The sequence below is a fragment of the Pseudomonas sp. UFMG81 genome, from assembly GCF_015354575.1.
In the GTDB taxonomy this organism is placed as follows: Bacteria; Pseudomonadota; Gammaproteobacteria; order Pseudomonadales; family Pseudomonadaceae; genus Aquipseudomonas.
The window spans coordinates 131,234-154,607 of record NZ_JACAFQ010000003.1; the positions used below are offsets into that span (position 1 = coordinate 131,234).

Below are 23,374 nucleotides of genomic sequence, written 5' to 3' on the forward strand. Positions count from 1 at the left end.
AGCCCGTTGAAAAATTTCCTTCCAAAATGAGCAGGAGTGGTATCCAAGTCTGTCCCAGTTGGTGAGATTGCTATCGGTCGTGGTTAGTATCATCAGGTTCCTCTTAGGATTTGAATACCCATGACGTTTCCAATCGTCGAACGAGCAGCCGGACCGTCAGCAAGTAGTAATACCTCGTAGCATTGCTGCGTTGGCGCAAATGGTGTTCGAGAAACCAAGCCAAATGTTTTCTCTGCCAACTCCAAGGCGTCTCTCGCTGCCAGCGCACTTCAATTTCAGCCTGGATGATTTTTGCCTGGTGTAGATGGCGTTTCTGAGTTGCTTGCGAGCCGGTTAGGACCCCAACCAAGAACAGTTCTATATCGAATGGCTTGCTCATATCCGTCCTCCAATGTAGGCCGCAACCACATCGATCCGACCGTGCCCAAGCTCGTAACTGATTCGCCTCCGGGCTTCACGATCAAGGAACCTATTGACCAGGCAGCATTGGCCGCCGTTGATCGGCGTTCGGTGTTGGGTGATTTGTTCATAGCGCTCACATGCGTACGCGGCTCGTAGCTCATGAAAGCCTTTAAGGTTGTGTGCATGCAGGATGTCCCGCGCAGGGCGGATGATTTCTTGCAGAAGACTTAGGTAGCTTCCGTGTGGCGCAATCAGGTTGCGGCTACCCGCAGGCGATACCTGCTGTGCGAACCTGAGTGCTTCACGAACATGGTCGTCCACCACAACCCAACGTGGCGCCGTGGCGCCGGCGCGGCCACCCTTGGTCCCATCCTGAATGTTAATCCTATGTAGATCGTTAGCCTCACGGCTTAGCCGTGGCAGGTCAGCCAAGATGGCTTCTCGCAATCGCATTCCGGTAGCTCGCGCCAACAGGACGATCGCCGCGGCCCGTCTCTGACCACGGCTGCAAAGCGCGTCGACGATTTGCTTAACCTGTTCGCGGTCTTGGCCTTGCGGCACCGACTGTCGAACACCGCTGCGCTGCATTCCCAACGCCTTGCTCGGGCTGGGCAATTTCACGCACTTATCACCGCGAAGCGCCGCCATGGTTCTGTTAACGCTGGATAGTCGGTTTTGTGCGGTGCTGATAGCAAGGTCACCGCGCCTAACCATGTCGCGTAGGCACGCCGCATAGTCCGCCAACACCTTCCGATCAATCTGCCGCGCATCATTGATACCCGGCCCGTGTTCTGAGCGGCACCACTTCACGAATGCCTGCCACCGATCACAGTGCGCCTTGACCGTGCCGTAGTGGCCGCCGCCGAACATGTCTTTCAGCGCTTGCGGTCCTGCATAGCTCAATTGCCTGCCGTAACCGAAATTACGACCATCGCGTCTACCTACCAATGCCATATCGGTCACCTCATCTTCCGTTCTCCGATCCTCGCCCCACGTCATCCCGCCAAGAATGTTGAGTGTTATCAGGGATCAAGGCCCCTGCGACCTGTGGGGAATGTCCTCTTCGCGGGACTGGCGGCTCCTTACGTCCGGGAGCAAGGGCATCTCATGATCTGGCCTCCTGAACACCGTTGCCGGTGGGCGGGTGGAGGCAGAGCTGGCTGACTAAACCAGCGCCTGAAGATCCTGAGCCGGGTGAACGCAGCAGTGCGATGACCGGGGCATGCCTGACTGTCAGTCAGGTGCAGTCCATTCCCTGGTCTGCGGCACCATCATCTACAGCGCTGTTGCTGGTGACATCGGCGTTTGTCACGCCGATTGTCACGAGGGGGATTGCCGCAAAGCCATATGCGATCTGGGCTGCAGCAGTGTTAGGAGTGCCCGTCTCTTTCCACAGAAAGAGACGGGCACAGGTTGGCGCAGTATTCGGCCAAGCGGATAGGTTGCTGCAGGGCAGCGAGGTACGGTGTATCTGGCGCACGAGCGCTATTTGTGTAAGAGCATCCATCACATGGGTAGTGACCGGGCGAGCTGCCGGATGCGAATCGCCCTTGGGGAGAACCACCGCGGGAGCGGCGTGACCTTTAAGGTTCGGGTCACCTGGGGTGCTGTCATCGACAGCGCTTGCAACTCCCGGTCTACGCCTGTGGACAATATTCGTCAAGCAAAGCGATTTCAGGGATTTAGCGCCTGTGGATAAAACTGTCCCCCGGTGGACATCAGTGGTTTTCCACAGACGTACTCTGTGCCAGCAGTTTTTTTCTTAGGTATGGTCCTTTCAAACGGGGCGGCTTTGCAGCCCCGTTTGAAAGGACCCGCGCGGAGGAGCTTAATGCGGTGCTGTGGGTAACTTCACAGCGAGTTTGAGGTGGTGGTGCGGCGGGTTACTCGGTTCTCTTGGCACTGCGAAGCCGCGTGACGTTCTCGCCCGTCTGCTTGGCAAACTCATGCGGCGTCACATGGTCCTCGCGGTTCGCCTCCAGAAACCGGCTCCACCAGGTCATGATCATCCGGCGCTCTTCGAGGAACTCGGCCTTGTGGGTATAGGCGGCGCGCACGTTGTTGCGTTCCTTGTGGCTCATCTGGCGTTCGATCGCTATCTCTGACCACAGCCCGGACTCGACCAGCGCACTGCACGCCATGGCTCGGAACCCGTGGCCGCAGATATCCACCTTGGTGTCGTAGCCCATCGTCCTGAGCGCGGCATTAACCGTGTTCTCGGACATCGGTTTCCACGGCTTGGCATCCCCCGCGAACACCAGCTCGAACTTGCCGGTGATCGCGTGGATCTGCTCAAGCAAGGCCACTGCCTGCGGCGATAAGGGTACAACGTGGATATCCCCGGCCATTTTTGTACCCCTTGTGGAAAAGGGTACTCCGTCCAGCGCCGGGCGGGTGTCGGGGATCTCCCAGATGCCACGCTTGAGGTCAAACTCGTTCCAACGGGCGAAGCGCAGTTCACTGGAGCGCACGAACACGTGCAGCGATAGCATCACCGTGAGGCGCGTGAGCGGGCGACCTTTGTAGCCGTCGATACGCGCCTGTAGCTCAGGCAACCGCGATAAGGGTAGTGCGGGTCGATGTGTAACCCGTGGCGTTTTGATCGAGCCATCGAGATCGTGAGCCGGGTTCGCCGTGATCAGTCGCAGCCGTTTGGCTTCGCGCATGATGCTTTGCAGGTAGTTCTTGATCCTGAGCGCCACGTCGATGGTGCCGCGCTTCGTCACAGCCTCCAGTGGCTGCATGAGGTCGTGTGTGTCCAACTCAACGATTGCCCTGGCACCTAACAAAGGGAATACGTGAGTCTTCAACCGGCTGAGCACAGTCTTAGCGTGGCCCGGCGCCCACTTCGGCACCATCCCGGCATACCAATCGAGCGCAACGCTTTCGAAGGTTCGGCCATTGATCACGGCTTGCACCTTGGCCTGCTGCTTGGACTGGATAGGGTCAATGCCGTTGGCGAGCTGCTGTTTGAGCTCGAAGCGCTTGTGGCGAGCGTCAGCCAGCCCGACCACCGGGTAATTGCCGAGTGAGGTCAGGCCCTCGCGACCATCGGGCTTCACATACCTGAGCCGCCAGCCTTTGCGACCGTTGGGCTTCACGAGCAGGTAAAGGCCATCGCCGTCAAAAAGCTTGTACTCACGTTCGCGAGCCTTTGCAGTGCGGCAGGCGTTGTCGGTAAGGGGAGCTGTTGTGCGAGCCATAAGGGTACTTTCCAATGTCGAATTGGTAGGTATCCTTAAAAGTACCCTTATTAACGCTGGCTACCCTCGGAATCCGACGGAACGCCAAAACGAAAAAACCCGCCAGAAGGCGGGTTTTTCGGGGGTTCCAGAGATTTTGAAAGCTTTCTATGGAACCTTGAATGGTGCCGGCACCAGGAATCGAACCCGGGACCTACTGATTACAAGTCAGTTGCTCTACCATCTGAGCTATACCGGCACAGGGGCGTCATTATAGCGATGGATTCACGGCTGTAAACCACTTTCGCAATCAATCAGTAACGCCCTAAGTCACCGAGGCGAAAGGAGAAATTTCCTACCAGCCGCGGTGGATAGTGTTGACGCTAGGTTCGGTCTTGCCAGGGTTGAAGAACAGCTTGTCGTTGTCGCAGCCACGCTTGCGGCAGGGGGCGTCTACGTGAAGCGGCAGGCCGCGGTCGCCGCCGAGCTGCATGCCGGGCATGTTCCAGTCCAGTGGAGTGGGCTTGGCGGGGGACGAGCTGTTGGCGCAGCCGGTCAGGGCCAGGGCAACGGTCAGCAGGGCGAAGGGCTTGGCGTGTTTCACGATGTTCGAGTCCGTTCCAGGTCGGGCTGTCTGAAGGCACTGGATGGTGCCGCCACAAGGGGCGGAAAAGGCCGCGATTCTAGCTGCTACCCGTGATGGGTAATAGCGCGGTAGACGTCGAGTGTGACGTGCTTCCGTCCAGCAATGGGCGCAGGTGCTTCAGAGGTTGATGCAAGCCGGCAATCATACACCGCTGGGCACTGCATGGCTTGCTTCTTGGTGATGCCATTTTGATGGCTTTCAAGGGTGTGAACAACCATCGATCGATATTGTTTACGGTAAATCTTCCCTTTATCAGCATTTCTTCTGCCTGGAGCGGCTGGATACGGCAGTTTTATTAAGGTTTTAACTATCAATTTGACTTAAACAATTAACTTGGCTAATCTTGCGTTCATTATGTTGAACAGTAAAGCCTTCAAGCTCCTCTCCGCCTCCCGCCTGGTTACCCGTGAACGTCACTGGACCGGCGACCTCTAGCGCCACCCTCCCTTCACAGCCATACAACGTTTTGCCTGAAGCCGATGCCTGTGCGCTCGGCTGCTGTCGCCCATGGGAGGGCACCATGCGTTCCTGGATCTACCTGATTGTCGCGATCACCGCCGAGGTGATCGGCACGGCGTCGATGAAATTCGCCGCCACTCATTTCCCTTTGCTGGGGCATGCCGTCATGTACGTCATGATTTCTCTGTCGTATTTCTTCCTGGCCCTGGCGGTCAAGCGCGTGCCCGTGGGTGTGGCCTATGCGCTGTGGGAGGGGATCGGCATCGTGCTGATCACCCTGGTCAGCGTGCAGTGGCTGGGCGAAAGCCTGGGCTGGGTCAAGGCTCTGGGCCTGGCGGTGATGATCGCCGGCATCCTGCTGATCAAGGCTGGCACCCGCAGCAAGGCTGCCCCGGCTGAAAGTGAGGTGCTGCCATGTTGATTTCTTTCGCCTGGCTGGGCCTGGCCATTGTTCTCGAAGTGTTGGCGAACCTGCTGCTCAAGTACTCCGATGGGTTCCGTCGCAAGGGTTTGGGCGTTGCCTCGATCCTTTGTGTGCTGGCGGCGTTCACCGCTTTGGCACAGGCGGTACAGAACATCGAACTGTCACTGGCCTACGCCATCTGGGGCGGTTTCGGCATCTTGGCCACCGTGGCCATGGGTTGGGCGTTGTTCGGTCAACGCCTGGCGGGGCGGGGTTGGCTGGGCCTGGCACTGCTGCTGGTGGGCATGAGCCTGCTGAAACTGGCCTGATTGCACCTGAATTTGCGCGTGTTTGGCGCCTATGCCTGAATGCTTATACACATTGGGCATTGGCCGGATGCGCGAAAGGCATGCCGACAGCCGTTACCATCGGTCTTTGCGCAAAGGCCTGTTTTTACTGGTTTTCGCCGCAGTATCGGAATAAGCAAAGCGGCGCAAATAGCGCTTGGCGGCAAAATACCGTGATGTTCATCACAAGGTTGTTCACAGAGTTATCCACAGGCTGTCAACCGCTGTGCGGCTATTCGCCGCGTTCAGCCAGTAGCAGCAAGTTACGTGGTGTCAGCGGGTAGTCGCAGAAGGTTCCGACACGCACTGCGTAACCTTGCGCTTGCAGGTACAGGGCGCGGTCGAGTACCAGCCACAGTTCGAGCGGGCGACGGAACAGGTTTCGTACCAGCTCGAGGTTGCGCACCTCGGCCAGGCGTTGCCAGCCCTGGGCCTCCAGCAAAGCCCAATCTGGTTCGCCGTGCAGCTGCAGTTGGCGCAGCTCGGCCAGGTCGCGGCAGTACTGTTCGAAGCTTTTCTCCAGCCAGCTGATCGGCAGCGACGGTGTCGACAGGTAGTCGTCGACACCCCGTTGCTCGCGTTGCAGCAGGTCGAAACCCAGGCGCCGGGCCATGGAGGCGTCGCGCTGGCGGCGCACCCGGGCGCTGGCGGTGACGGCTTCGTTCAACGGCAGGCCCAGGTCAGCTTGCGACAGTCGCAGCGGCGAAGCCTGCGCGGCGGTGGACAACGGTTGGTAGGCCTCGCCCTGGATGCGGTTATAGCAGCACGGCGCCACCGCCAGCTGGCGGCAGCCTTGCTGGCTGGCCAGTTGCAACAGGCGCACATGCAGGTCGCCGCAGGCGTGCAAGGCGACCACGCTCTTGCCATTGTCCAGGTGCAGCACGCTGTCGGCGGCCAGGACGTCCTGGTGCAGGTGGCGGGCGGGCAGGTGGTGGTGGTCGCTCAGGGCTTGGCCCGCATCGACCAGCTCGGTGTCATGTTCCAGGCAGGTCAGTTGCTGGCCGGGCTGCAGCAGGCGCCGGCCCAGGTGGCCTTTGCCCGAGCACCAGTCCAGCCAGTGCCGGGCGGGCTGGCTGAAGGCCAGGCGGCGGGTGAAGGCTTCGATCTGCTGCCATTTGCGGCCAGGCACGTTGACGTCCAGGCGGTGGCTGGCCGGGTGCAGGCCGGCATCCGGCAGCTCGCCCGTCGCGGACAAGGCCAGGGCTTGGCTGGCCAGCTGCGGGAAGGGTGCGGGGGCGGGTAGTTGTTCCGGGTGTTGCTGGGCGGCCTCGGCCTCTTCCAGCGTGCGCTCGCGCAGCCAGGTGGCGAGCTCGGGGTGTGCGCTTTCCCAGCCCAGGTGTAGCTCGGTGAAGGGGCGCGGGCGCCACAGGTGCTGATGCTGGACGATGAACTGGTCGAGGGCTTGGAAGCGCTCGAGCAGTTGGTCGTCTTGCAGGAAGGGGGGTGTGGTCATTCGAGCACCGGGGCGCTGTTGGAGGGGCCGCTTCGCGCCCCATCGCGGCACAAGGCCGCTCCTACAGGGGATAGCGCAAAGTCTGTAGGAGCGGCCTCGTGCCGCGATGGGGCGCGAAGCGGCCCCGAAGTTGTTACGGTCTTAACGCCCTTGGCAGGCATCCACGCGCAGCCAGCGCTCCAGCAGCTTGAAGCCCTGCACCAGCACGAACGAGATCACCAGGTAGAACACCCCGGCGGCGAAGAAGATCTCCACCGGCAGGTAGGTGCGGGCGATGATGGTCCGCGCCATGCCGGTCAGCTCCAGCAGCGTCACGGTACTGGCCAGGGCGCTGGCCTTGAGCATCAGGATCACTTCGTTGCTGTAGGCCGGCAGGCCGATGCGCGCGGCGCGCGGCAGCATGATGTAGAACAGCGCCTTGCCCCGCGACATGCCCAGTGCCCGGGCCGCTTCGATCTCACCCTTGGGGATCGCCTGCAGTGCGCCGCGCAGGATCTCGGCGATGTAGGCGGCGGTGTGCAGGGTCATGGTCAGCACCGTGCACCAGAACGGATCGCGCAGGTACGGCCACAAGGCGCTTGCGCGGACCGCGTCGAACTGGGCCAGGCCGTAGTAGACCAAAAACAGTTGCACCAGCAGCGGCGTGCCACGGAAGAAGAAGATGTAGCCGTAGGGCAGGGTGCGCACGTACCAGTGCCGCGAGGAGCGGGCGATGCCCAGCGGGATGGCCAGGATCAGCCCGGCGATCACGGCGATGGCCACCAGCTCCAGGGTCAGGGTCGCGCCCTGGGCCAGGCGTGGCAGCCACTTGATGATGACTTCCCAGTTCATTTATTCGGCCCTCATGAAGCCGCGGGCGGCGCGTTTTTCCAGGAAGTGCATGCCAGTCATGGCGACGATGGTCAGGCTCAGGTAGATGACGGCAGCCACCGCGAAGAAGGTGAACGGCTCTTTGGTGACGGTCACGCCGATCTGCGCGTGGCGCATGATTTCTTCCAGGCCGATCACCGACACCAGCGCGGTGTCCTTCATCAGGATCATGAACAGGTTGCCCAGGCCCGGCAGGGCGATGCGCCACATCTGCGGCAGGATGATCCGCGCCAGGATGCGGCCCTTCGACAGGCCCAGGGCCATGCCCGCTTCACGGTGGCCCTTGGGGATGGCCAGGATCGCACCGCGGAACACTTCAGTGGCGTAGGCGCCGAAGCACAGGCCCAGGGCGATCACACCGGCGGCGAAGGCGCTGAGCTCCAGGCCCGGGATATTGAGGGCTTCGCCGAGGCTGTTCATCAGCCCGACGGTGCCGAAATAGATGAGCAGTACCCACAGCAGTTCGGGCACGCCGCGAACCAGGGTCGAGTAGAAGCCGCCAAGCCATTGCAATGGCTTGATCGATGAGGTCTTGGCCAGGGCGCCGAGCAGGCCCAGGACCAGCCCCAGCAGCAGGGCGCAGAGCGCCAGTTTTACGGTCATCAGGGTGCCGGCCATCATGGCCGGGCCGAATCCGTGCAGGTCGATATTCATGGGCAGCTTTGTTCAAGGGACCCGCACCGCGCGCGGCGGTGCAGGTCGGGGGAGCATCACTCGATGCTGAACGGGAAGTACTTGTCGTTGATCTTCTTGTACGTGCCGTCGGCTTTGATCTCGGCCAGGGCCTTGTTCAGCTTCTCACGCAGCGGGTCGCCTTTACGTACGGCGATACCGATCTTGTCGCTGTCGACCACGGGCTCACCTTTGAACTCGTAGTCCTCGCCTTCCTTGCTCTTGAGCCAGTCGTACTGCACGTACTTGTCGGCCAGGATACCGTCGACGCGACCGGACTTCAGGTCGAGGTAGGCGTTCTCCTGGGTGTCGTACAGCTTGATGGTGATGTCGTCGCCGTAGGTGTCTTCCAACCAGGTGCCGGCCAGGGTGGCGCGCTGGGTGCCGATGATCTTGCCCTTGAGCGAGGCCTTGTCGGTCTTGAAATCAGATTTTTTCGGGGCGATGAACTGCAGCTTGTTGGAGTAGTAGGCGTCGGTGAAATCGACCGCCTGCTTGCGCTCGTCGGTGATCGACAGCGACGACACCAGGAAGTCGAACTTCTTGGCGTTCAGGGCCGGGATGATGCCGTCCCAGTCGGAGGTGACCACCGAGCACTCGACCTTCATCTTGGCGCACAGGGCGTCGCCGATGTCCTTGTCGAAACCGACGACCTGGCCGCTGGCGTCCTTGTTGTTGAACGGTGGGTAGGCGGCTTCGATACCCATGCGCAGTTTTTCCGCGGCCATGGCGTTGGCCGACATCACCAGCGTGGCAGCAGCTGCCAGGAGGAACTTCTTGTAAGTCTGCATGTATTGCTCCGTTAACGGTGGCTGGACATGAATTGCTTGCAACGCGCCGAGGTCGGGTTTTCGAAGACCTGTTGCGGCGATCCCTGCTCTTCGACCAGGCCCTGGTGCAGGAACACCACTTCACTGGACACCTGGCGGGCGAAGTTCATCTCGTGCGTCACCAGCAGCATGGTACGGCCTTCTTCGGCCAGGGCGCGGATGACATTAAGCACTTCCTGGACCATTTCCGGATCGAGCGCCGAAGTTGGCTCGTCGAACAGGATGACCTTGGGCTTCATGGCCAGGGTGCGGGCGATGGCAGCACGTTGTTGCTGGCCACCGGAAAGCTGGGCGGGGTAGCTGTGGCGCTTGTCGAAGATGCCGACCTTGTTCAGCAGCGCCTCGGCGTGCTCGATGGCCTCGGCCTTGCTCTGGCCGAGCACCCGGCGTGGGGCCTCGATGATGTTGTCGAGGATCGACATGTGCGGCCACAGGTTGAAGTTCTGGAAGACAAAGCCGATCTCGCTGCGCAGGCGGTTGATCTGGCGGTTGTCGGCGGCGATCAGGTCGCCGTTCTTCTGCGCCTTGAGCTTGAGTGCCTCACCGGCGACGAGGATTTCGCCCTGGTGCGGGTTCTCCAGCAGGTTGATGCAGCGCAGCAGGGTGGATTTGCCCGAACCGGACGAACCCAGGATGGAGATCACGTCACCGTCGCGCGCGGTCAGCGAAATGCCCTTGAGAATTTCCTGCTCGCCGTAGCGTTTGTGCAGATTACGGATTTCCAGCGCGGGCGTGGCCTGGGCCATGTGCGGTCCTCATGTGTTCGGGTGCGTTCCCAGCTGTTGGCGGCCTTCCTGGCGAGCGCCAAGCTAGCATAGCGATGCAACAGCGGCCAACGGGGTCGCTAGGGGCTCAGGTCGCTGGTGGGACAGTTTGTCGCATCGTTGCAGTGGACTGTCGCCAGGATGTCCGCAATGGCGTTTTGCCCAGCACCGGAGCCTTGATGAAAAAAGGCGCGATGGTGCCAGCTTTGGCCCGCCCTGGGAAGCCGTTTTTGGCCAGGTGGCGCTTTGCCTGCGATTGTGACAGGCAATGGTTGCGCCAACGGGTTGCGCTTTCGTTCGACGCAAAATTGTGCACAGGTGTTACCGAGGAGCACCTTTGGTGCGTTTGTAAGTGAGTATTTCAGTAATCTGGAATTGGCACGGTGCTTTGATGGCCTTTCGGTCAAAGCCTGGCGTAAAGGCCGCAAACCCACGGATTTTGCGGTGGCCAGAAGTTCCAGACGAACGACTTTGGAAAATGGCGCGCTTATTGCCCTTGGGTAAAGACCGAATGCGGCGCTGCCTAAATCAACCCCTGGCGCGCTTCGTTTCCTTCATTCGGGTGGTCCACTCCTTACAAAGGTAGTTTTATGAGCGGTAACAATTCCAATGACCTCGCTCAGGGGCTCAAACAACGGCATGTGACCATGCTGTCCATCGCGGGCGTGATCGGCGCCGGCCTGTTCGTCGGCTCCGGCCATGCAATCGCCGCTGCCGGCCCCGCCGTACTGCTGGCCTATGCCGCCGCCGGTACCCTGGTGGTGCTGGTAATGCGCATGCTGGGTGAAATGGCGGTCGCCTCGCCTGACACCGGCTCCTTCTCCACCTATGCCGACCGCGCCATCGGGCGCTGGGCCGGTTTCACCATCGGCTGGTTGTACTGGTGGTTCTGGGTGTTGGTGATCCCATTGGAAGCCAACGCCGCTGCGGCCATCCTGCACGCCTGGTTCCCGGCCGTGGACCTGTGGGCATTCTCGCTGGTCATCACCCTGGTGCTGACCGTTACCAACCTGTTCAGCGTGAAGAACTACGGTGAGTTCGAGTTCTGGTTCGCCCTGCTCAAGGTGCTGGCGATCATCGGCTTCATCGTCGTTGGTTGCGCCGCCATGTTCGGCATGGTGCCGAGCAGCCAGATCAGCGGTGTCAGCCACCTGTTCGACACCCAAGGCTTCATGCCCAACGGCCTGGGCGCCGTGCTGGCCGCCATGCTGACCACCATGTTCTCGTTCATGGGTACCGAAATCGTCACCATCGCCGCCGCCGAATCGAAAGACCCGGGCAAACAGATCAGCCGCGCCACCAATTCGGTGATCTGGCGTATCTGCCTGTTCTACCTGGTGTCGATCTTCCTGGTCGTGGCCATGGTGCCGTGGAACGATCCGACCCTGGCCGAGAAGGGCTCCTACCAGACCGTGCTCAGCCTGATCGGCGTGCCGAACGCCAAGCTGATCGTCGACATCGTCGTGCTGATCGCCGTGACCAGCTGCCTGAACTCGGCGCTGTACACCTCCTCGCGCATGCTGTTCTCCCTGAGCAAGCGTGGCGACGCCCCGGCGGTTGCCCAGCGCACCACCAAGGCCGGCACCCCGCACTGGGCCGTGCTGCTGTCTACCGGCGCAGCCTTCCTGTGCGTATTCGCCAACTTCCTGGCACCGGCCGCGGTGTTCGAGTTCCTGCTGGCCAGCTCTGGCGCCATCGCCTTGCTGGTGTACCTGGTGATCGCCGTGTCGCAACTGCGCATGCGCAGCCAGCGTGAAGCCAGTGGCGAGAAGATCTCGTTCAAGATGTGGCTGTTCCCGGGCCTGACCTGGGCGACCATCGCCTTCATCGTTGCCATTCTGGTGGTGATGGGGCTGCGCGAGGATCACCGCGTCGAGATCATCGCGACTGCGCTGCTGAGCATCGCGGTGGTTGCAGCCGGCCTGCTGGTGCACCGCAAGCGCGGCGCTGCCGGGCGCGTGGCGCTGGATAGCTGATCCACGCTAAGTGAAATGAAAAGGCCGCGTCCTGTGAAGGGCGCGGCCTTTTTGTTGGTCTGGGCGGGCCTCATCGCCGGCAAGCCGGCTCCCACACAGCAGCGGGTAGTCCACCTTGTGGGAGCCGGCTTGCCGGCGATGAGGCCGGGTCAGGCGGCAAGGATCTTCAGCCGAACTGCTTCTGCTGTTGCTGCTGCTTGGCCACCGCTTCGGAGGCTGCGATATAAGCGTCCTGGAACTCATCGCTCTCCAGCCACGCCATGGTGGCGTCTTCGTCGGCACCGTCGAGCCATTTGCGGTAGGCGGTGAACACCATGACGATGTAGTCGGTGGCGTGCTCTTCCTTGTGGCCCTTGAGCACCAGCGCCAGCAGTGGGTCGACCAGGAACACCGAGATCATCGGCACCAGGCCGTTCTCCTGGGCTTCCTTCATCTTCGCGAACAGGCTGTCGTAGCTGCTCGACTCCATGGCCTTGTTGAACACCTGCTCGACGCTGGCGCTGTCACCGGCGCTGGCCTTCACCGCCTGGCCGCTGCGTACCATGCGGTTCTGCTTGGCCTTGGTGGCGGCGCGCTTGGCGCGTTTTTGTTGCTTGGTGTTGGTGGCCATGGGGCGGGGTCCTGGGGTATCTGCTGAAGGCGCGTATTGAAGCGCAGTTGCGCGAGAAACCCAAGAGGCCGCTATGCGGCCTTTTCGCCGGCAAGCCGGCTCCCACAGCCACCGTGCCAGCCGCAGGACCTGTGGGAGCTGGCTTGCCAGCGATAGGGCCACAAAAACTTAGCTGACAGGCACCGCCGGTTCGTCTTCCTCGAAACCCCGCGAGGCCCGACCAACCAACAACGCATCCGGCGCATGCGCCACGCTGTGGTCCTTCCCCGGATAGTCCAGCGAATGCAAAAAGTGCCGGATGCAATTGATCCGCGCGCGCTTCTTGTCATCGGATTTGATCACCGTCCACGGCGCATCGGCCGTGTCGGTGTGGAAGAACATGGCTTCCTTGGCGGCGGTGTAGTCCTCCCACTTGTCCAGCGACTTGATGTCGATGGGCGACAGCTTCCAGTGCTTGAGCGGGTCGTCGCGCCGCGAGATGAAGCGGCGCAGCTGTTCTTCACGGTTCACCGAGAACCAGAACTTGAACAGCAGGATGCCGCTGTTGCACAGCATCCGCTCCAGGTCCGGCGCCTGACGCATGAACTCCAGGTATTGCAGCGGCGAGCAGAAATCCATCACCCGCTCGACCCCGGCGCGGTTGTACCAGGAGCGATCGAAGAACACCATTTCACCTGCCGTGGGCAGGTGCTGGACGTAGCGCTGGAAGTACCACTGGCCTTTCTCCTGTTCGGAGGGCTTCTCCAGGGCGACGATGCGCGCGCCGCGCGGGTTCAGGTGCTCCATGAAGCGCTTGATGGTGCCGCCCTTGCCTGCGGCGTCACGCCCTTCGAAGAGGATCACGATCCTCTGGCCGGTTTCCTTCACCCAGCTCTGCACTTTCAGCAGCTCGATCTGCAGGGCGTGCTTGGCCTTCTCGTAATCCTGGCGACGCATGCGGGTGCGGTACGGATAGCTGGCCGGCAGGCGCGCCGAGGTGCTGTCCTCGTTGCTGCCCTTGCGCGCGTTGGCCACCACCAGCGCGGCGGGTTGCTGGCTGACCTGGGTGATGGTTTCTTGCGCGGGGGCGGTGGTGACGGGCTTGCGCTGGCGTGGGCGGCGGGTGCGGGGAGCGGGCTTGGCGCCGCTGCCGGTGTCGGTGGGCGGCGGCAGAAGGAGGGAGGAGGATTCTTCGCTCATGGAGGTCCTTGCGGGGTCGGTCGAATGTCCACCCTCCATGCTATGAGCGAGCAGGTGGTGGCTTGTTGATATCGATCAACGCAAGGAATTACAGGCAACAAAAAACCCGCACTAGGCGGGTTTCTTGTGTCGCTTCGGGTAACTTTGCAACCACCAGAAGCTGAAGGTGGTGCCCAGAGACGGAGTCGAACCGCCGACACGAGGATTTTCAATCCTCTGCTCTACCGACTGAGCTATCTGGGCGACGAGGTGCATTAAATAGATTTCCGATCCGACCGTCAACGACTTTTTTGAAAAAATTTAAATTAATTCCGTCGCTTACGTTTTCTGGGGTCATTCGGCCGGCGGAACGTAGCCTTCGGCCTTGGCGTAGTCTTCGCCGGCGAAGAACTTGTCCATCTCGGCCTGGATGTACTTGCGGTCCTCGGCGTTCATCATGTTCAGGCGCTTCTCGTTGATCAGCAGGGTCTGGTGCTTCTGCCAGTCGGCCCAGGCCTTCTGCGAGACGTGTTCGAAGATGTCTTGGCCTTTGGGGCCGGGGTAGGGCGCGCGCTCGAGGCCTGGCAATTGTTCTTTGTACTTGCGGCACATCACGGTGCGGGTCATGGCGTCTCTCCTGCAATCAGTTCGTCGGCCGCGCGTTGCAGCAGCTTCTTGACCGGGGCGGCGAGGCCCAGGCGCGGCGGGGTGGCGAGGTTATACCAGAGCCAGTCGGGCTCGGCCACGTGCGCGCCGACCNGGTCGACGCGCACCAGCCAGGGCTCGATGGCCAGCTGGAAATGGCTGAAGGTGTGGGTCAAACCCTGCAAGGCCTGGCTGCCGGCCAGGCGCAGGCCATGCTGGTAGGCGAGGTCGTCGAGCTGCTCGAGGCTGTCCAGTTCGGGCAGGCTCCACAAGCCGCCCCACAGGCCGGTGGAGGGCCGGCGGTAAAGCAGGATCGCGCCTTCGTGGTTGGCCAGCAGCGGCATCAGCGTCTTGCGTTGGGGCAGGGCTTTGCGCGGCTTGGGCTCGGGGTAACGGGTTTCTTCACCGTGCAGGTGCGCCTCGCAGCCACGTTGCAGCGGGCAGATCAGGCAACTGGGCTTGCTGCGGGTGCACAGCGTCGCGCCCATGTCCATCATTGCCTGGGTGAAGTGGTTCACCCGCGTCATCGGGGTGAAGCGCTCGGCGGTGGCCCACAGCTGGTTGGCCACCTTGGGTTCGCCCGGGTAGCCGGCCTGGGCGGTGAAGCGGGCCAGCACGCGCTTGACGTTACCGTCGAGGATCGGCGCGCGGATGCCCATGCTGATGCTGGCGATGGCCCCGGCGGTGGAGCGGCCGATGCCAGGCAGCTCGGTGAGCGCCTCCACGCTGCGCGGGAACTCGCCACCATGCTGCGCGACGACGATCTTCGCGGCTTTTTGCAAGTTACGGGCGCGGGTGTAGTAGCCCAGGCCCGTCCACAGGTGCAGCACTTCATCTTCCGGTGCTTCAGCCAGCGCCTGCACGGTCGGCAGGGCCTGCATGAAGCGGTCGAAGTAGTTGAGCACGGTGCTCACCTGGGTCTGCTGCAGCATGATTTCCGAGACCCACACCCGGTAGGGGTTTATGCCCTGTTGCCAGGGCAGGTCGTGGCGACCGTGCTGGTCGTACCAATCCAGCACGGCGCTGGAGAACTGCTGGGGGCTCATCGCTTGAACAGCCCCTTGAGCGCATCTTTGAGTTCCGGGCTCACTTTGTCTCCGAGTTTTTCTTCGAGCTTTTCATCGATCTTGTCTTTCAGGCGGTTGCCGGCCAGCTTCGCCGCCACCTTGCCCAGGCCGTCCTGGTCCAGGCGGCAGGCCTTGGCGCCCAGCTCCAGCGGGCCACGGCAGCGCAGCGGCACTTCGACACCGGCGAAGCGTTCGTTGACCTGGCAGGCCGGGTCGGGCATGGCGCGCTGGTCACCTTCGACCACCACGCCGACGTTGTAGTCCATGCCCAGCACACGCAGGTCGAGGTCGCCATGGCCGTTCACGGTCAGGCCGGGGATGCGTGCCTTGAGGTCTGGGTTGCTGGCCACGCCATTGCGGATCACCAGGCTGCCGCGCAGCTCTTCGAACGGCGTGTCCTTGCCGCGTGGCTCGCCGGAGAGCTGCTTGCGGTTGAGGGTGGCGATGGCCTGGCACAGCTGCTGCTCGAGGTTGGCATTGACCAGCACGCCGTCGTTGATGGTGAAGCTGGCGTTGCCGTTGAGGGTGTCAACCAGCGCTTTCTGGCTGTTGCCGGTGGCAGTGAGGTTGCTGGCAAGGGTCAGCAGGCCCTTGACCGGCGGCGCCTGCTCGGGGCTTTCGCGCTTGATGAAATGCTCCACCGGTACGCGGTTGATCTTGGTGTTCACCCCGATCTGCGGCACGGCGGGGCGCACGTCGACCGTGCCCTTGGCTTCGAAGCTGCCGTTGTACAGGCCGCCGCGCAAGGTTTCGAGGGTGATCAGGCCGCCCTGGCCGTTGGCCTTGAGCTGGGCGTCGCTGATCGGCAGCTTGTCCAGCACCAGGGCGCCGAACGTCAGGTCGGCCTGTAGGTCGAGGGCGCGCAGACGGTCCACCGGCAGCAGCTTGTCGTTGCTCCAGGCCACTTGCGTCGGGGCGTTGGGCAGCGGGGTGGTGCCGGCGCCGGCCACGGCGGCGGTTTCCTGCTGTTTCACTTCGGCCTGGCGCGCCGCAGTGGCGCCCTTGGCCTGCTCGCTCTTGGCCGGCATATAGCGGTCGGCGTCGAACGTGTCGGCTTTCAGGCGTACGCGCAGGGCCTGCTTGGCGAAGTCTTCGATGGCCACACGGCCGCTGAAGGTGCTGTCGTCCAGTTTCACTGCCAGGTCTTCCAGCGCCAGGCTGTTCTGCGTGCCTTGCAGGCGGCTGACCAGCTCCAGTTTGTTGAACGCGGCTGGGTCGGCGGTGGCCGGCAGCGGGTGGCCGATGCCGTCGAGGAAGGTGCGCAGGTCGAACTGGGCGATGGACAGGCCACCGCTGACCTGCGGTGCCTTGTCCAGGTCGCGCACGTTCAGCTCACCCAGGGCGCGCAGCTGGTTGGCCGAAACCTTCAGGCTGGTCCACGAGGCGACGTTGGCGGCCAGGTCGACCAGCACCTGGCCTTGCGCGGCGAAGGTCATGGTCTTGCCGGCCAGGGGCTCGCCCGAGGTTTCACCGGACAGGCGCATGTCCTCGAGGTTGTAGCGCTTGAGCTTGCGGTCGAAGCGCAGCTCGCCGGTCAGCTCGGTGCGGGCCTTGATGTTCGGCTGGCTGGCACTGAGGAAGGCGCTGGCCTTGAGCGGGATGTTCACCCCCTCGTGCACGGGGCCGGTGCTCAGCTGGATGCTTTCGGCGCCGTAGCTTTTGCCGGCTTTCTCGTCGGTGAACTGCACCCGGGCGTTGTTGACGGTCAGGCTGTCGATGTCGAGCTTGACCGAGCGCTCGCTGGCCTCGGGTTTGCTCGGCTCGCCGGCAGGCGCTTGGGTGGGTGCGGTGGCCGGGGCGTTGGCCAGCGACGGGTCGGGCAGTGGCTTGCCGATGTCTTCCCAGTTGCCGTGGCCATTGGCGTCACGGGTCAGGGTGAGGTTCAGGCCCTCGACCCGCACATCGCTCATTTGCACTTCACGACGCAGCAGCGGCAGCACGCGCACCGACAAACCCAGCATCTGCAGGTCGGCGAACGGCACCTTGGGGTTGTTCAGCGTGGCGATGCTCGCCTCGTGCAGCTCCAGGCCCAGCCAGGGGAACAGGCTCCAGCCGATGTCGCCGTTGAGCGTCAGCTCGACATGGGCCTTGTCACGGGCCAGCTGGCGGATTTCGTCTTTGTAGTCGTTGGGATCGAAGAGGTGGGTCAGGGCGAAGCCCAGCGCCACGATGATCAGCAACAACCCGAGAAGCGACAGCCCCAGGATTTTGCCGAACGCTTTCATGGGCGAGTCCTTGTAGTCCGATTGTGAAATTCAGCGGCGAGTATAGCGCTGTGGCCATGGGCGCTGCGTATCCGACATTTCGACAGTGTGCAGCACGGCAGTTCAATCGGGGCCCAATCGCCGGCAAGCCTGCCCTCATGGAGCTGCACATATCCTTTTGATTTAGCGAAGGCCTGAGGGAGCAACTGACTGCTATTGCCTGTGCTGGCCTCATCGCTGGCAAGCCAGCTCCCACCGGTACTGCGCACGCCTTGAGGATGGCGCGATCCCTGTGGGAGCGGGCTTGCCCGCGAACACCGGCACAGCCGGTGCCATCCACCCAGTCGCCTGCTTCGTGGCGGTTCGGCGCCCTGATGAACCTGCTCCCACAAGTACGCTGAATGCTCATGAGTACCGCTGCCAGCGCTGCTTTGCCCGATGCAAACGATGGCGCTGCGACAAGTACCGTTTCAGCTGACGAAAAAAACGCGATATCAGATTGCTTCCATGCCACCGCCTGCTGGTAATCTTGCCCCGCCCGTGAAACCCCGCGACCCATTGTCGCGGGCAGTCCCAGCAAACGGCCAGCCTGCCTTGCGTGCAGCCACAAAGAGCCGTCCACGCGCACCGCCCACCTACAAAAGGATCAATCCATGAACAGCAGTATCACGACAGAGTTGCCGGCCAGCACGCCAGGCTTCCTGTCGAAGGAGCGCATCATCGCCCGGCCGGGCTTCAACCGCTGGCTGGTGCCGCCAGCGGCCCTGGCCATCCACCTGTGCATCGGCATGGCCTATGGCTTCTCGGTGTTCTGGCTGCCGCTGTCCCAGGCCCTGGGCGTCAGCGCACCGGTGGCCTGCGCGGCGGACATGGGCTTCGTCGCCCGTCTGTTCAGCGCCGAGTGCGACTGGCCGATCTCCATGCTCAGCTGGATCTACACCCTGTTCTTCGTGTTCCTCGGCTGTTCGGCCGCGGTGCTCGGCGGTTGGCTGGAACATGCCGGCCCGCGCAAGGCCGGCCTGGTCTCGGCACTGTGCTGGTGCGGTGGCCTGCTGATCTCGGCGATCGGCGTGAAGACCCATCAACTGTGGCTGATGTGGCTGGGCTCGGGGGTGATCGGGGGGATCGGCCTGGGCCTGGGCTACATCTCGCCGGTGTCGACCCTGATCAAGTGGTTCCCGGACAAGCGTGGCATGGCCACCGGCATGGCGATCATGGGCTTCGGGGGTGGCGCCATGGTGGGCGCGCCGCTGGCCACCGCACTGATGGGCCATTTTGGCAGTGCCACTGAAGTGGGCGTGTGGCAGAGCTTCGTCGCCATGGCCGCGATCTACTTCGTGTTCATGACTGCTGGCGCCCTGGCCTACCGCGTGCCGCCGACCGGCTGGAAGCCTGAAGGCTGGACGCCGCCGGCGAAGAAGGCCAACGCCATGGTCACCGACCGCCACGTGCATGTCAGCGTGGCCTGGAAGACCCCGCAGTTCGCCCTGGTGTGGCTGGTGCTGTGCCTGAACGTGTCGGCCGGTATCGGCATCCTGGGCATGGCCTCGCCACTGCTGCAGGAAGTCTTCGCCGGCAAACTGCTGGGCAACGAGCTGACCTTCAGCGAGCTGAATGCCGCACAGCTGGCGCAGATCGCCGCCATTGCCGCCGGCTTCACCGGTTTGCTCAGCCTGTTCAACATCGGCGGGCGGTTCTTCTGGGCGTCGTTCTCCGACTACATCGGCCGCAAGAACACCTACTTCGCCTTCTTCGCCCTGGGCGTGGGCCTCTACAGCCTGGTGCCGAACATGGGGCACATCGGCAACGTGGCGCTGTTCGTGGCGGCGTTCTGCATCATCCTGTCGATGTACGGCGGTGGTTTCGCCACGGTGCCGGCTTACCTCGCCGACCTGTTCGGCACGCAGATGGTCGGGGCCATCCACGGTCGCCTGCTGACCGCCTGGGCCGCTGCCGGTGTGCTCGGCCCGGTGCTGATCACCTACCTGCGCGAAGCGCAGCTGGCGGCAGGCGTGGAGCGGGCCGCGGCCTACGACATGACCCTGTACATCCTCGCCGGCCTGCTGGTGCTGGGCTTCATCTGCAACATGCTGGTGCGCCCGGTGGCCGACAAGTACTTCATGACCGAGGCCGAATTGGCCGCCGAGCGTGCCCTGAGCCACGACAAGGGTGCCGACAGCGCGCGTTCGCTGGAATGGCATGCCGCGCCGGGTAGCCTGCCGCTGGTGCTGCTGGCCTGGGCGGTGGTGGTGATTCCGCTGGCGTGGGGGGTGTGGATCACCCTGCAGAAGACGGCGGTTCTGTTCCATTGATGTAGCTTTACTAGCCTCATCGCCGGCAAGCCGGCTCCCACAGGTAATGCACCGCTGCGACCTCTGTGGGAGCCGGCTTGCCGGCGATAGGGCTGCATAGCAGCCCCGGTTACACGGTTGTATAGACCTGTAGCACAGTCCCACCCCCGCAATTGCTTGCCCTGCCATATGTCATCCGCGTTTCAAGCTGGCGCGTTCTGGGCCTATACTATTGCCCTTTTCGCCCAATGATTTTGCGGAGCTGGTGATGGTCGAACGTAAGGCTTCCGTCGAGCGCAATACCCTGGAAACCCAGGTCAAGTGCTCGATCAACCTCGATGGCACTGGTAAGGCCCGATTCGATATCGGCGTGCCTTTCCTTGAACACATGCTCGACCAGATCGCCCGGCATGGGCTGATCGATCTGGATATCGAATGCAAGGGCGACCTGCATATCGATGACCATCACACCGTCGAAGACGTCGGCATCACCCTCGGCCAGGCGTTTGCCCAGGCCATCGGCGACAAGAAAGGCATCTTCCGCTACGGCCACGCCTACGTGCCGCTGGATGAAGCACTGTCGCGCGTGGTCATCGACTTCTCCGGCCGCCCGGGCTTGCAGATGCACGTCCCCTACACCCGCGCCAGCGTCGGTGGCTTCGATGTCGACCTGTTCCAGGAATTCTTCCAGGGCTTCGTCAACCACGCCCTGGTCACCCTGCACATCGACAACCTGCGTGGCCACAACACCCACCACCAGATCGAGACCGTGTTCAAGGCCTTCGGCCGCGCGCTGCGCATGGCCGTGGAGCAGGACGAACGCATGGCCGGGCAGATGCCATCGACCAAAGGGTGCCTGTAAATGCAGACCGTAGCCGTAATCGACTATGGCATGGGCAACCTGCACTCGGTGGCCAAGGCCCTCGAGCATGTAGGCGCCGGCAAGGTGCTGGTCACCAGCGACGCCGCGGTCATCCGTGAGGCCGACCGTGTGGTGTTCCCCGGCGTGGGCGCGATCCGCGACTGCATGGCCGAGATCCGCCGCCTGGGCTTCGACAGCCTGGTCCGCGAAGTCAGCCAGGACCGCCCGTTCCTCGGCATCTGCGTCGGCATGCAGGCGCTGCTCGAGCACAGCGAAGAGAACGACGGCGTCGATTGCATCGGCCTGTTCCCCGGCCAGGTGCGTTTCTTCGGTAAAGACCTGAAAGAAGACGGCGAGCACCTGAAGGTGCCGCACATGGGTTGGAACGAAGTCGGCCAGACCATCGACCACCCGCTGTGGCATGACATCCCCGACCGCGCGCGCTTCTACTTCGTGCACAGCTACTACATCAATGCCGGCAAGCCGGGCCAGGTGGTCGGCCGCGGCCACTACGGCGTCGACTTCGCCGCCGCGCTGGCCGAAGGCTCGCGCTTCGCCGTGCAGTTCCACCCGGAGAAGAGCCACACCCACGGCCTGCAACTGCTGCAGAACTTCGTCGCCTGGGATGGGCGCTGGTAAATGAGCAGGTCGCGGACCAAGGCACCGATCCTCACGCTGGCCCCCGAGCAGGAGCGCGAAGCGCTCGACAAGCTCAAGCGCTTCCTCGAAGACCGTTTCGAGCTGGAGCTGGGGTCGTTCGAGGTGGCCGAGGTCCTCGAGCTGTTTTCCAGGGAAGTGGCTCCGTATTACTACAACAGGGCGATTGCCGATGTTCAGCTGCACCTCAAGGAGCGGTTCGAGAGCATCGAAAGCGACCTGTGGGCGCTCGAGAAGCCCTGAACTCAACGAACAAGACAGGTTTCCAAGATGCTGATTATCCCCGCTATCGATCTGAAGGACGGTGCCTGCGTGCGCCTGCGCCAGGGCCGCATGGAAGACTCCACGGTATTTTCCGACGACCCGGTGAGCATGGCCGCCAAGTGGGTCGAGGGTGGCTGCCGCCGCCTGCACCTGGTCGACCTCAACGGCGCCTTCGAAGGCCAGCCGGTCAACGGTGAAGTGGTCACCGCCATCGCCAAGCGCTACCCGAACCTGCCGATCCAGATCGGCGGCGGCATTCGCTCGCTGGAAACCATCGAGCACTACGTCAAGGCCGGCGTCAGCCACGTGATCATCGGCACCAAGGCGGTCAAGCAGCCGGAGTTCGTCGCCGAGGCGTGCAAGGCCTTCCCAGGCCGGATCATCGTCGGCCTGGATGCCAAGGACGGCTTCGTCGCCACCGACGGCTGGGCCGAAGTGAGCAGCGTGCAGGTCATCGACCTGGCCAAGCGTTTCGAGGCCGATGGCGTCTCGTCGATCGTCTACACCGACATCGCCAAGGACGGCATGATGCAGGGCTGCAACGTGCCCTTCACCAAGGCCCTGGCCGAAGCCACGCGCATCCCGGTGATCGCCTCGGGCGGCATCCACAACCTGGGTGACATCAAGGCCCTGCTGGACGCGAAAGCGCCGGGCATCATCGGTGCCATCACCGGCCGTGCCATCTACGAAGGCACCCTCGACGTCGCCGAGGCCCAGGCCTTCTGCGACAACTACCAAGGCTGAGGAACGACCATGGCACTGGCCAAGCGCATCATCCCTTGCCTGGACGTGGACAACGGCCGGGTGGTCAAGGGCGTCAAGTTCGAGAACATCCGCGACGCCGGTGACCCGGTGGAAATTGCCCGTCGCTACAACGAGCAGGGCGCGGACGAGATCACCTTCCTGGACATCACCGCCAGCGTCGATGGCCGTGACACCACCCTGCATACCGTCGAGCGCATGGCCAGCCAGGTGTTCATCCCGCTGACCGTGGGCGGTGGCGTGCGCACCGTGCAAGACATCCGCAACCTGCTCAACGCCGGTGCCGACAAGGTCTCGATCAACACCGCCGCGGTGTTCAACCCGGAGTTCGTCGGTGAAGCGGCGGACCGTTTCGGTTCGCAGTGCATCGTCGTCGCCATCGACGCCAAGAAGGTTTCCGGCCCGGGCGAGACCCCGCGCTGGGAGATCTTCACCCATGGCGGGCGCAAGCCTACCGGGCTGGATGCGGTGGAGTGGGCGAAGAAGATGGAAGGCCTGGGGGCCGGTGAGATCCTGCTGACCAGCATGGACCAGGACGGCATGAAGAACGGCTTCGACCTGGGCGTGACCCGCGCCATCAGCGATGCGCTGGGGATTCCGGTGATTGCCTCTGGTGGTGTGGGTAACCTGCAGCACCTGGCCGACGGGATCCTGGAAGGGCATGCCAGCGCGGTGCTGGCGGCGAGCATCTTCCATTTCGGCGAGTACACGGTGCCGGAGGCCAAGGCCTACATGGCTTCGCGTGGGATCGTCGTTCGCTAAAAACTTGATTGGGGCTGCTTTGCAGCCCATTCGCGGGCAAGCCCGCTCCCACAGGTACTGCGCTGCTCTCAAGGCCAGTGCGATACCT

At 62.7% G+C, this 23,374-nt stretch carries 23 protein-coding genes and 2 tRNA genes; 9 read left to right on the top strand and 16 right to left on the bottom strand.

Annotated elements, in window-relative coordinates:
* Positions 1-103 precede the first annotated feature (103 nt).
* The 5 genes from IX761_RS03655 to IX761_RS03675 all read right to left on the bottom strand — a co-directional run bounded on the left by IX761_RS03655 (position 104) and on the right by IX761_RS03675 (position 4,188).
* Positions 104-379, bottom strand: a complete 276-nt coding sequence (locus IX761_RS03655) for a hypothetical protein (protein WP_194788274.1) — start codon at positions 377-379, stop codon at positions 104-106.
* Positions 376-1,356: an integrase domain-containing protein gene (locus tag IX761_RS03660; RefSeq protein ID WP_194788382.1), complete on the bottom strand. Its 981-nt coding sequence runs from the start codon at positions 1,354-1,356 to the stop codon at positions 376-378. The genes IX761_RS03655 and IX761_RS03660 overlap by 4 nt, the downstream gene beginning before the upstream one ends.
* 929 nt (positions 1,357-2,285) lie before the next feature.
* On the bottom strand, positions 2,286-3,605 hold the full coding sequence (locus tag IX761_RS03665; protein ID WP_182408717.1) for a tyrosine-type recombinase/integrase: 1,320 nt from the start codon (positions 3,603-3,605) through the stop codon (positions 2,286-2,288).
* A 162-nt stretch (positions 3,606-3,767) separates the two neighbouring features.
* Positions 3,768-3,843 (bottom strand) — tRNA-Thr (locus IX761_RS03670).
* A 96-nt stretch (positions 3,844-3,939) separates the two neighbouring features.
* Positions 3,940-4,188 carry a hypothetical protein gene (locus IX761_RS03675; RefSeq protein WP_194788275.1) on the bottom strand — a complete coding sequence of 83 codons (249 nt, stop codon included), beginning with the start codon at positions 4,186-4,188 and terminating at the stop codon, positions 3,940-3,942.
* A gap of 562 nt (positions 4,189-4,750) precedes the next feature.
* Between IX761_RS03675 and IX761_RS03680 the strand changes: the two genes are divergently transcribed.
* On the top strand, positions 4,751-5,110 hold the full coding sequence (locus IX761_RS03680) for an SMR family transporter (protein WP_194788276.1): 360 nt from the start codon (positions 4,751-4,753) through the stop codon (positions 5,108-5,110).
* On the top strand, positions 5,104-5,421 hold the full coding sequence (mdtI, locus tag IX761_RS03685) for a multidrug/spermidine efflux SMR transporter subunit MdtI (protein ID WP_194788277.1): 318 nt from the start codon (positions 5,104-5,106) through the stop codon (positions 5,419-5,421). The genes IX761_RS03680 and mdtI overlap by 7 nt, the downstream gene beginning before the upstream one ends.
* Before the next feature lie 250 nt (positions 5,422-5,671).
* Here the strand turns inward: mdtI and IX761_RS03690 are convergent, their stop codons facing one another.
* The 5 genes from IX761_RS03690 to IX761_RS03710 form a co-directional block, all read right to left on the bottom strand.
* Positions 5,672-6,892, bottom strand: coding sequence for a methyltransferase (locus IX761_RS03690; RefSeq protein ID WP_194788278.1), 1,221 nt, complete (start codon positions 6,890-6,892; stop codon positions 5,672-5,674).
* Between the two features lie 141 nt (positions 6,893-7,033).
* Positions 7,034-7,723, bottom strand: coding sequence for an ABC transporter permease (locus tag IX761_RS03695; protein WP_194788279.1), 690 nt, complete (start codon positions 7,721-7,723; stop codon positions 7,034-7,036).
* Positions 7,724-8,416: an ABC transporter permease gene (locus tag IX761_RS03700; protein WP_194788280.1), complete on the bottom strand. Its 693-nt coding sequence runs from the start codon at positions 8,414-8,416 to the stop codon at positions 7,724-7,726.
* Between the two features lie 56 nt (positions 8,417-8,472).
* Positions 8,473-9,225: an ABC transporter substrate-binding protein gene (locus IX761_RS03705; RefSeq protein ID WP_194788281.1), complete on the bottom strand. Its 753-nt coding sequence runs from the start codon at positions 9,223-9,225 to the stop codon at positions 8,473-8,475.
* An 11-nt stretch (positions 9,226-9,236) separates the two neighbouring features.
* Complete coding sequence (locus tag IX761_RS03710; protein WP_046853793.1) at positions 9,237-10,010, bottom strand: ABC transporter ATP-binding protein; 774 nt, start codon at positions 10,008-10,010, stop codon at positions 9,237-9,239.
* 608 nt (positions 10,011-10,618) lie between these two features.
* Between IX761_RS03710 and gabP the strand changes: the two genes are divergently transcribed.
* Positions 10,619-12,004, top strand: a complete 1,386-nt coding sequence (gene gabP / locus IX761_RS03715) for a GABA permease (protein ID WP_194788282.1) — start codon at positions 10,619-10,621, stop codon at positions 12,002-12,004.
* A gap of 166 nt (positions 12,005-12,170) precedes the next feature.
* On the opposite strand, the gene IX761_RS03720 is transcribed toward gabP, so the two are convergent.
* From IX761_RS03720 to IX761_RS03745, 6 genes are all read right to left on the bottom strand, one after another.
* On the bottom strand, positions 12,171-12,614 hold the full coding sequence (locus IX761_RS03720; protein WP_194788283.1) for a hypothetical protein: 444 nt from the start codon (positions 12,612-12,614) through the stop codon (positions 12,171-12,173).
* Positions 12,615-12,782: 168 nt separating this feature from the next.
* The gene (gene ppk2, locus IX761_RS03725; protein ID WP_228533200.1) at positions 12,783-13,793 is read right to left on the bottom strand and encodes a polyphosphate kinase 2; all 1,011 of its coding nucleotides are present in this window, start codon (positions 13,791-13,793) and stop codon (positions 12,783-12,785) included.
* Between the two features lie 167 nt (positions 13,794-13,960).
* Positions 13,961-14,036 (bottom strand) — tRNA-Phe (locus tag IX761_RS03730).
* Between the two features lie 90 nt (positions 14,037-14,126).
* On the bottom strand, positions 14,127-14,399 hold the full coding sequence (locus IX761_RS03735; RefSeq protein ID WP_194788284.1) for an oxidative damage protection protein: 273 nt from the start codon (positions 14,397-14,399) through the stop codon (positions 14,127-14,129).
* Complete coding sequence (gene mutY / locus IX761_RS03740; RefSeq protein ID WP_194788285.1) at positions 14,396-15,463, bottom strand: A/G-specific adenine glycosylase; 1,068 nt, start codon at positions 15,461-15,463, stop codon at positions 14,396-14,398. The genes IX761_RS03735 and mutY overlap by 4 nt, the downstream gene beginning before the upstream one ends.
* Entirely contained in the window at positions 15,460-17,709 is a 2,250-nt protein-coding gene (locus tag IX761_RS03745; protein WP_194788286.1) for an AsmA family protein, read from the bottom strand. Before IX761_RS03745 ends, mutY begins: the two co-directional genes overlap by 4 nt.
* Positions 17,710-18,341: 632 nt before the next feature.
* Here IX761_RS03745 and IX761_RS03750 point away from each other — a divergent pair.
* The 6 genes from IX761_RS03750 to hisF all read left to right on the top strand — a co-directional run bounded on the left by IX761_RS03750 (position 18,342) and on the right by hisF (position 23,286).
* Positions 18,342-20,000, top strand: a complete 1,659-nt coding sequence (locus IX761_RS03750) for an OFA family MFS transporter (RefSeq protein WP_194788287.1) — start codon at positions 18,342-18,344, stop codon at positions 19,998-20,000.
* Between the two features lie 247 nt (positions 20,001-20,247).
* The gene (hisB, locus tag IX761_RS03755; RefSeq protein WP_110992314.1) at positions 20,248-20,841 is read left to right on the top strand and encodes an imidazoleglycerol-phosphate dehydratase HisB; all 594 of its coding nucleotides are present in this window, start codon (positions 20,248-20,250) and stop codon (positions 20,839-20,841) included.
* The gene (hisH, locus tag IX761_RS03760) at positions 20,842-21,480 is read left to right on the top strand and encodes an imidazole glycerol phosphate synthase subunit HisH (RefSeq protein ID WP_110992246.1); all 639 of its coding nucleotides are present in this window, start codon (positions 20,842-20,844) and stop codon (positions 21,478-21,480) included. It abuts the gene before it with no gap.
* On the top strand, positions 21,481-21,741 hold the full coding sequence (locus tag IX761_RS03765) for a DUF2164 domain-containing protein (protein ID WP_110992247.1): 261 nt from the start codon (positions 21,481-21,483) through the stop codon (positions 21,739-21,741).
* Positions 21,742-21,768: 27 nt separating this feature from the next.
* The gene (hisA, locus tag IX761_RS03770) at positions 21,769-22,506 is read left to right on the top strand and encodes a 1-(5-phosphoribosyl)-5-[(5-phosphoribosylamino)methylideneamino]imidazole-4-carboxamide isomerase (protein WP_194788288.1); all 738 of its coding nucleotides are present in this window, start codon (positions 21,769-21,771) and stop codon (positions 22,504-22,506) included.
* 9 nt (positions 22,507-22,515) lie between these two features.
* Complete coding sequence (gene hisF / locus IX761_RS03775; protein WP_008091498.1) at positions 22,516-23,286, top strand: imidazole glycerol phosphate synthase subunit HisF; 771 nt, start codon at positions 22,516-22,518, stop codon at positions 23,284-23,286.
* Positions 23,287-23,374 lie beyond the last annotated feature (88 nt).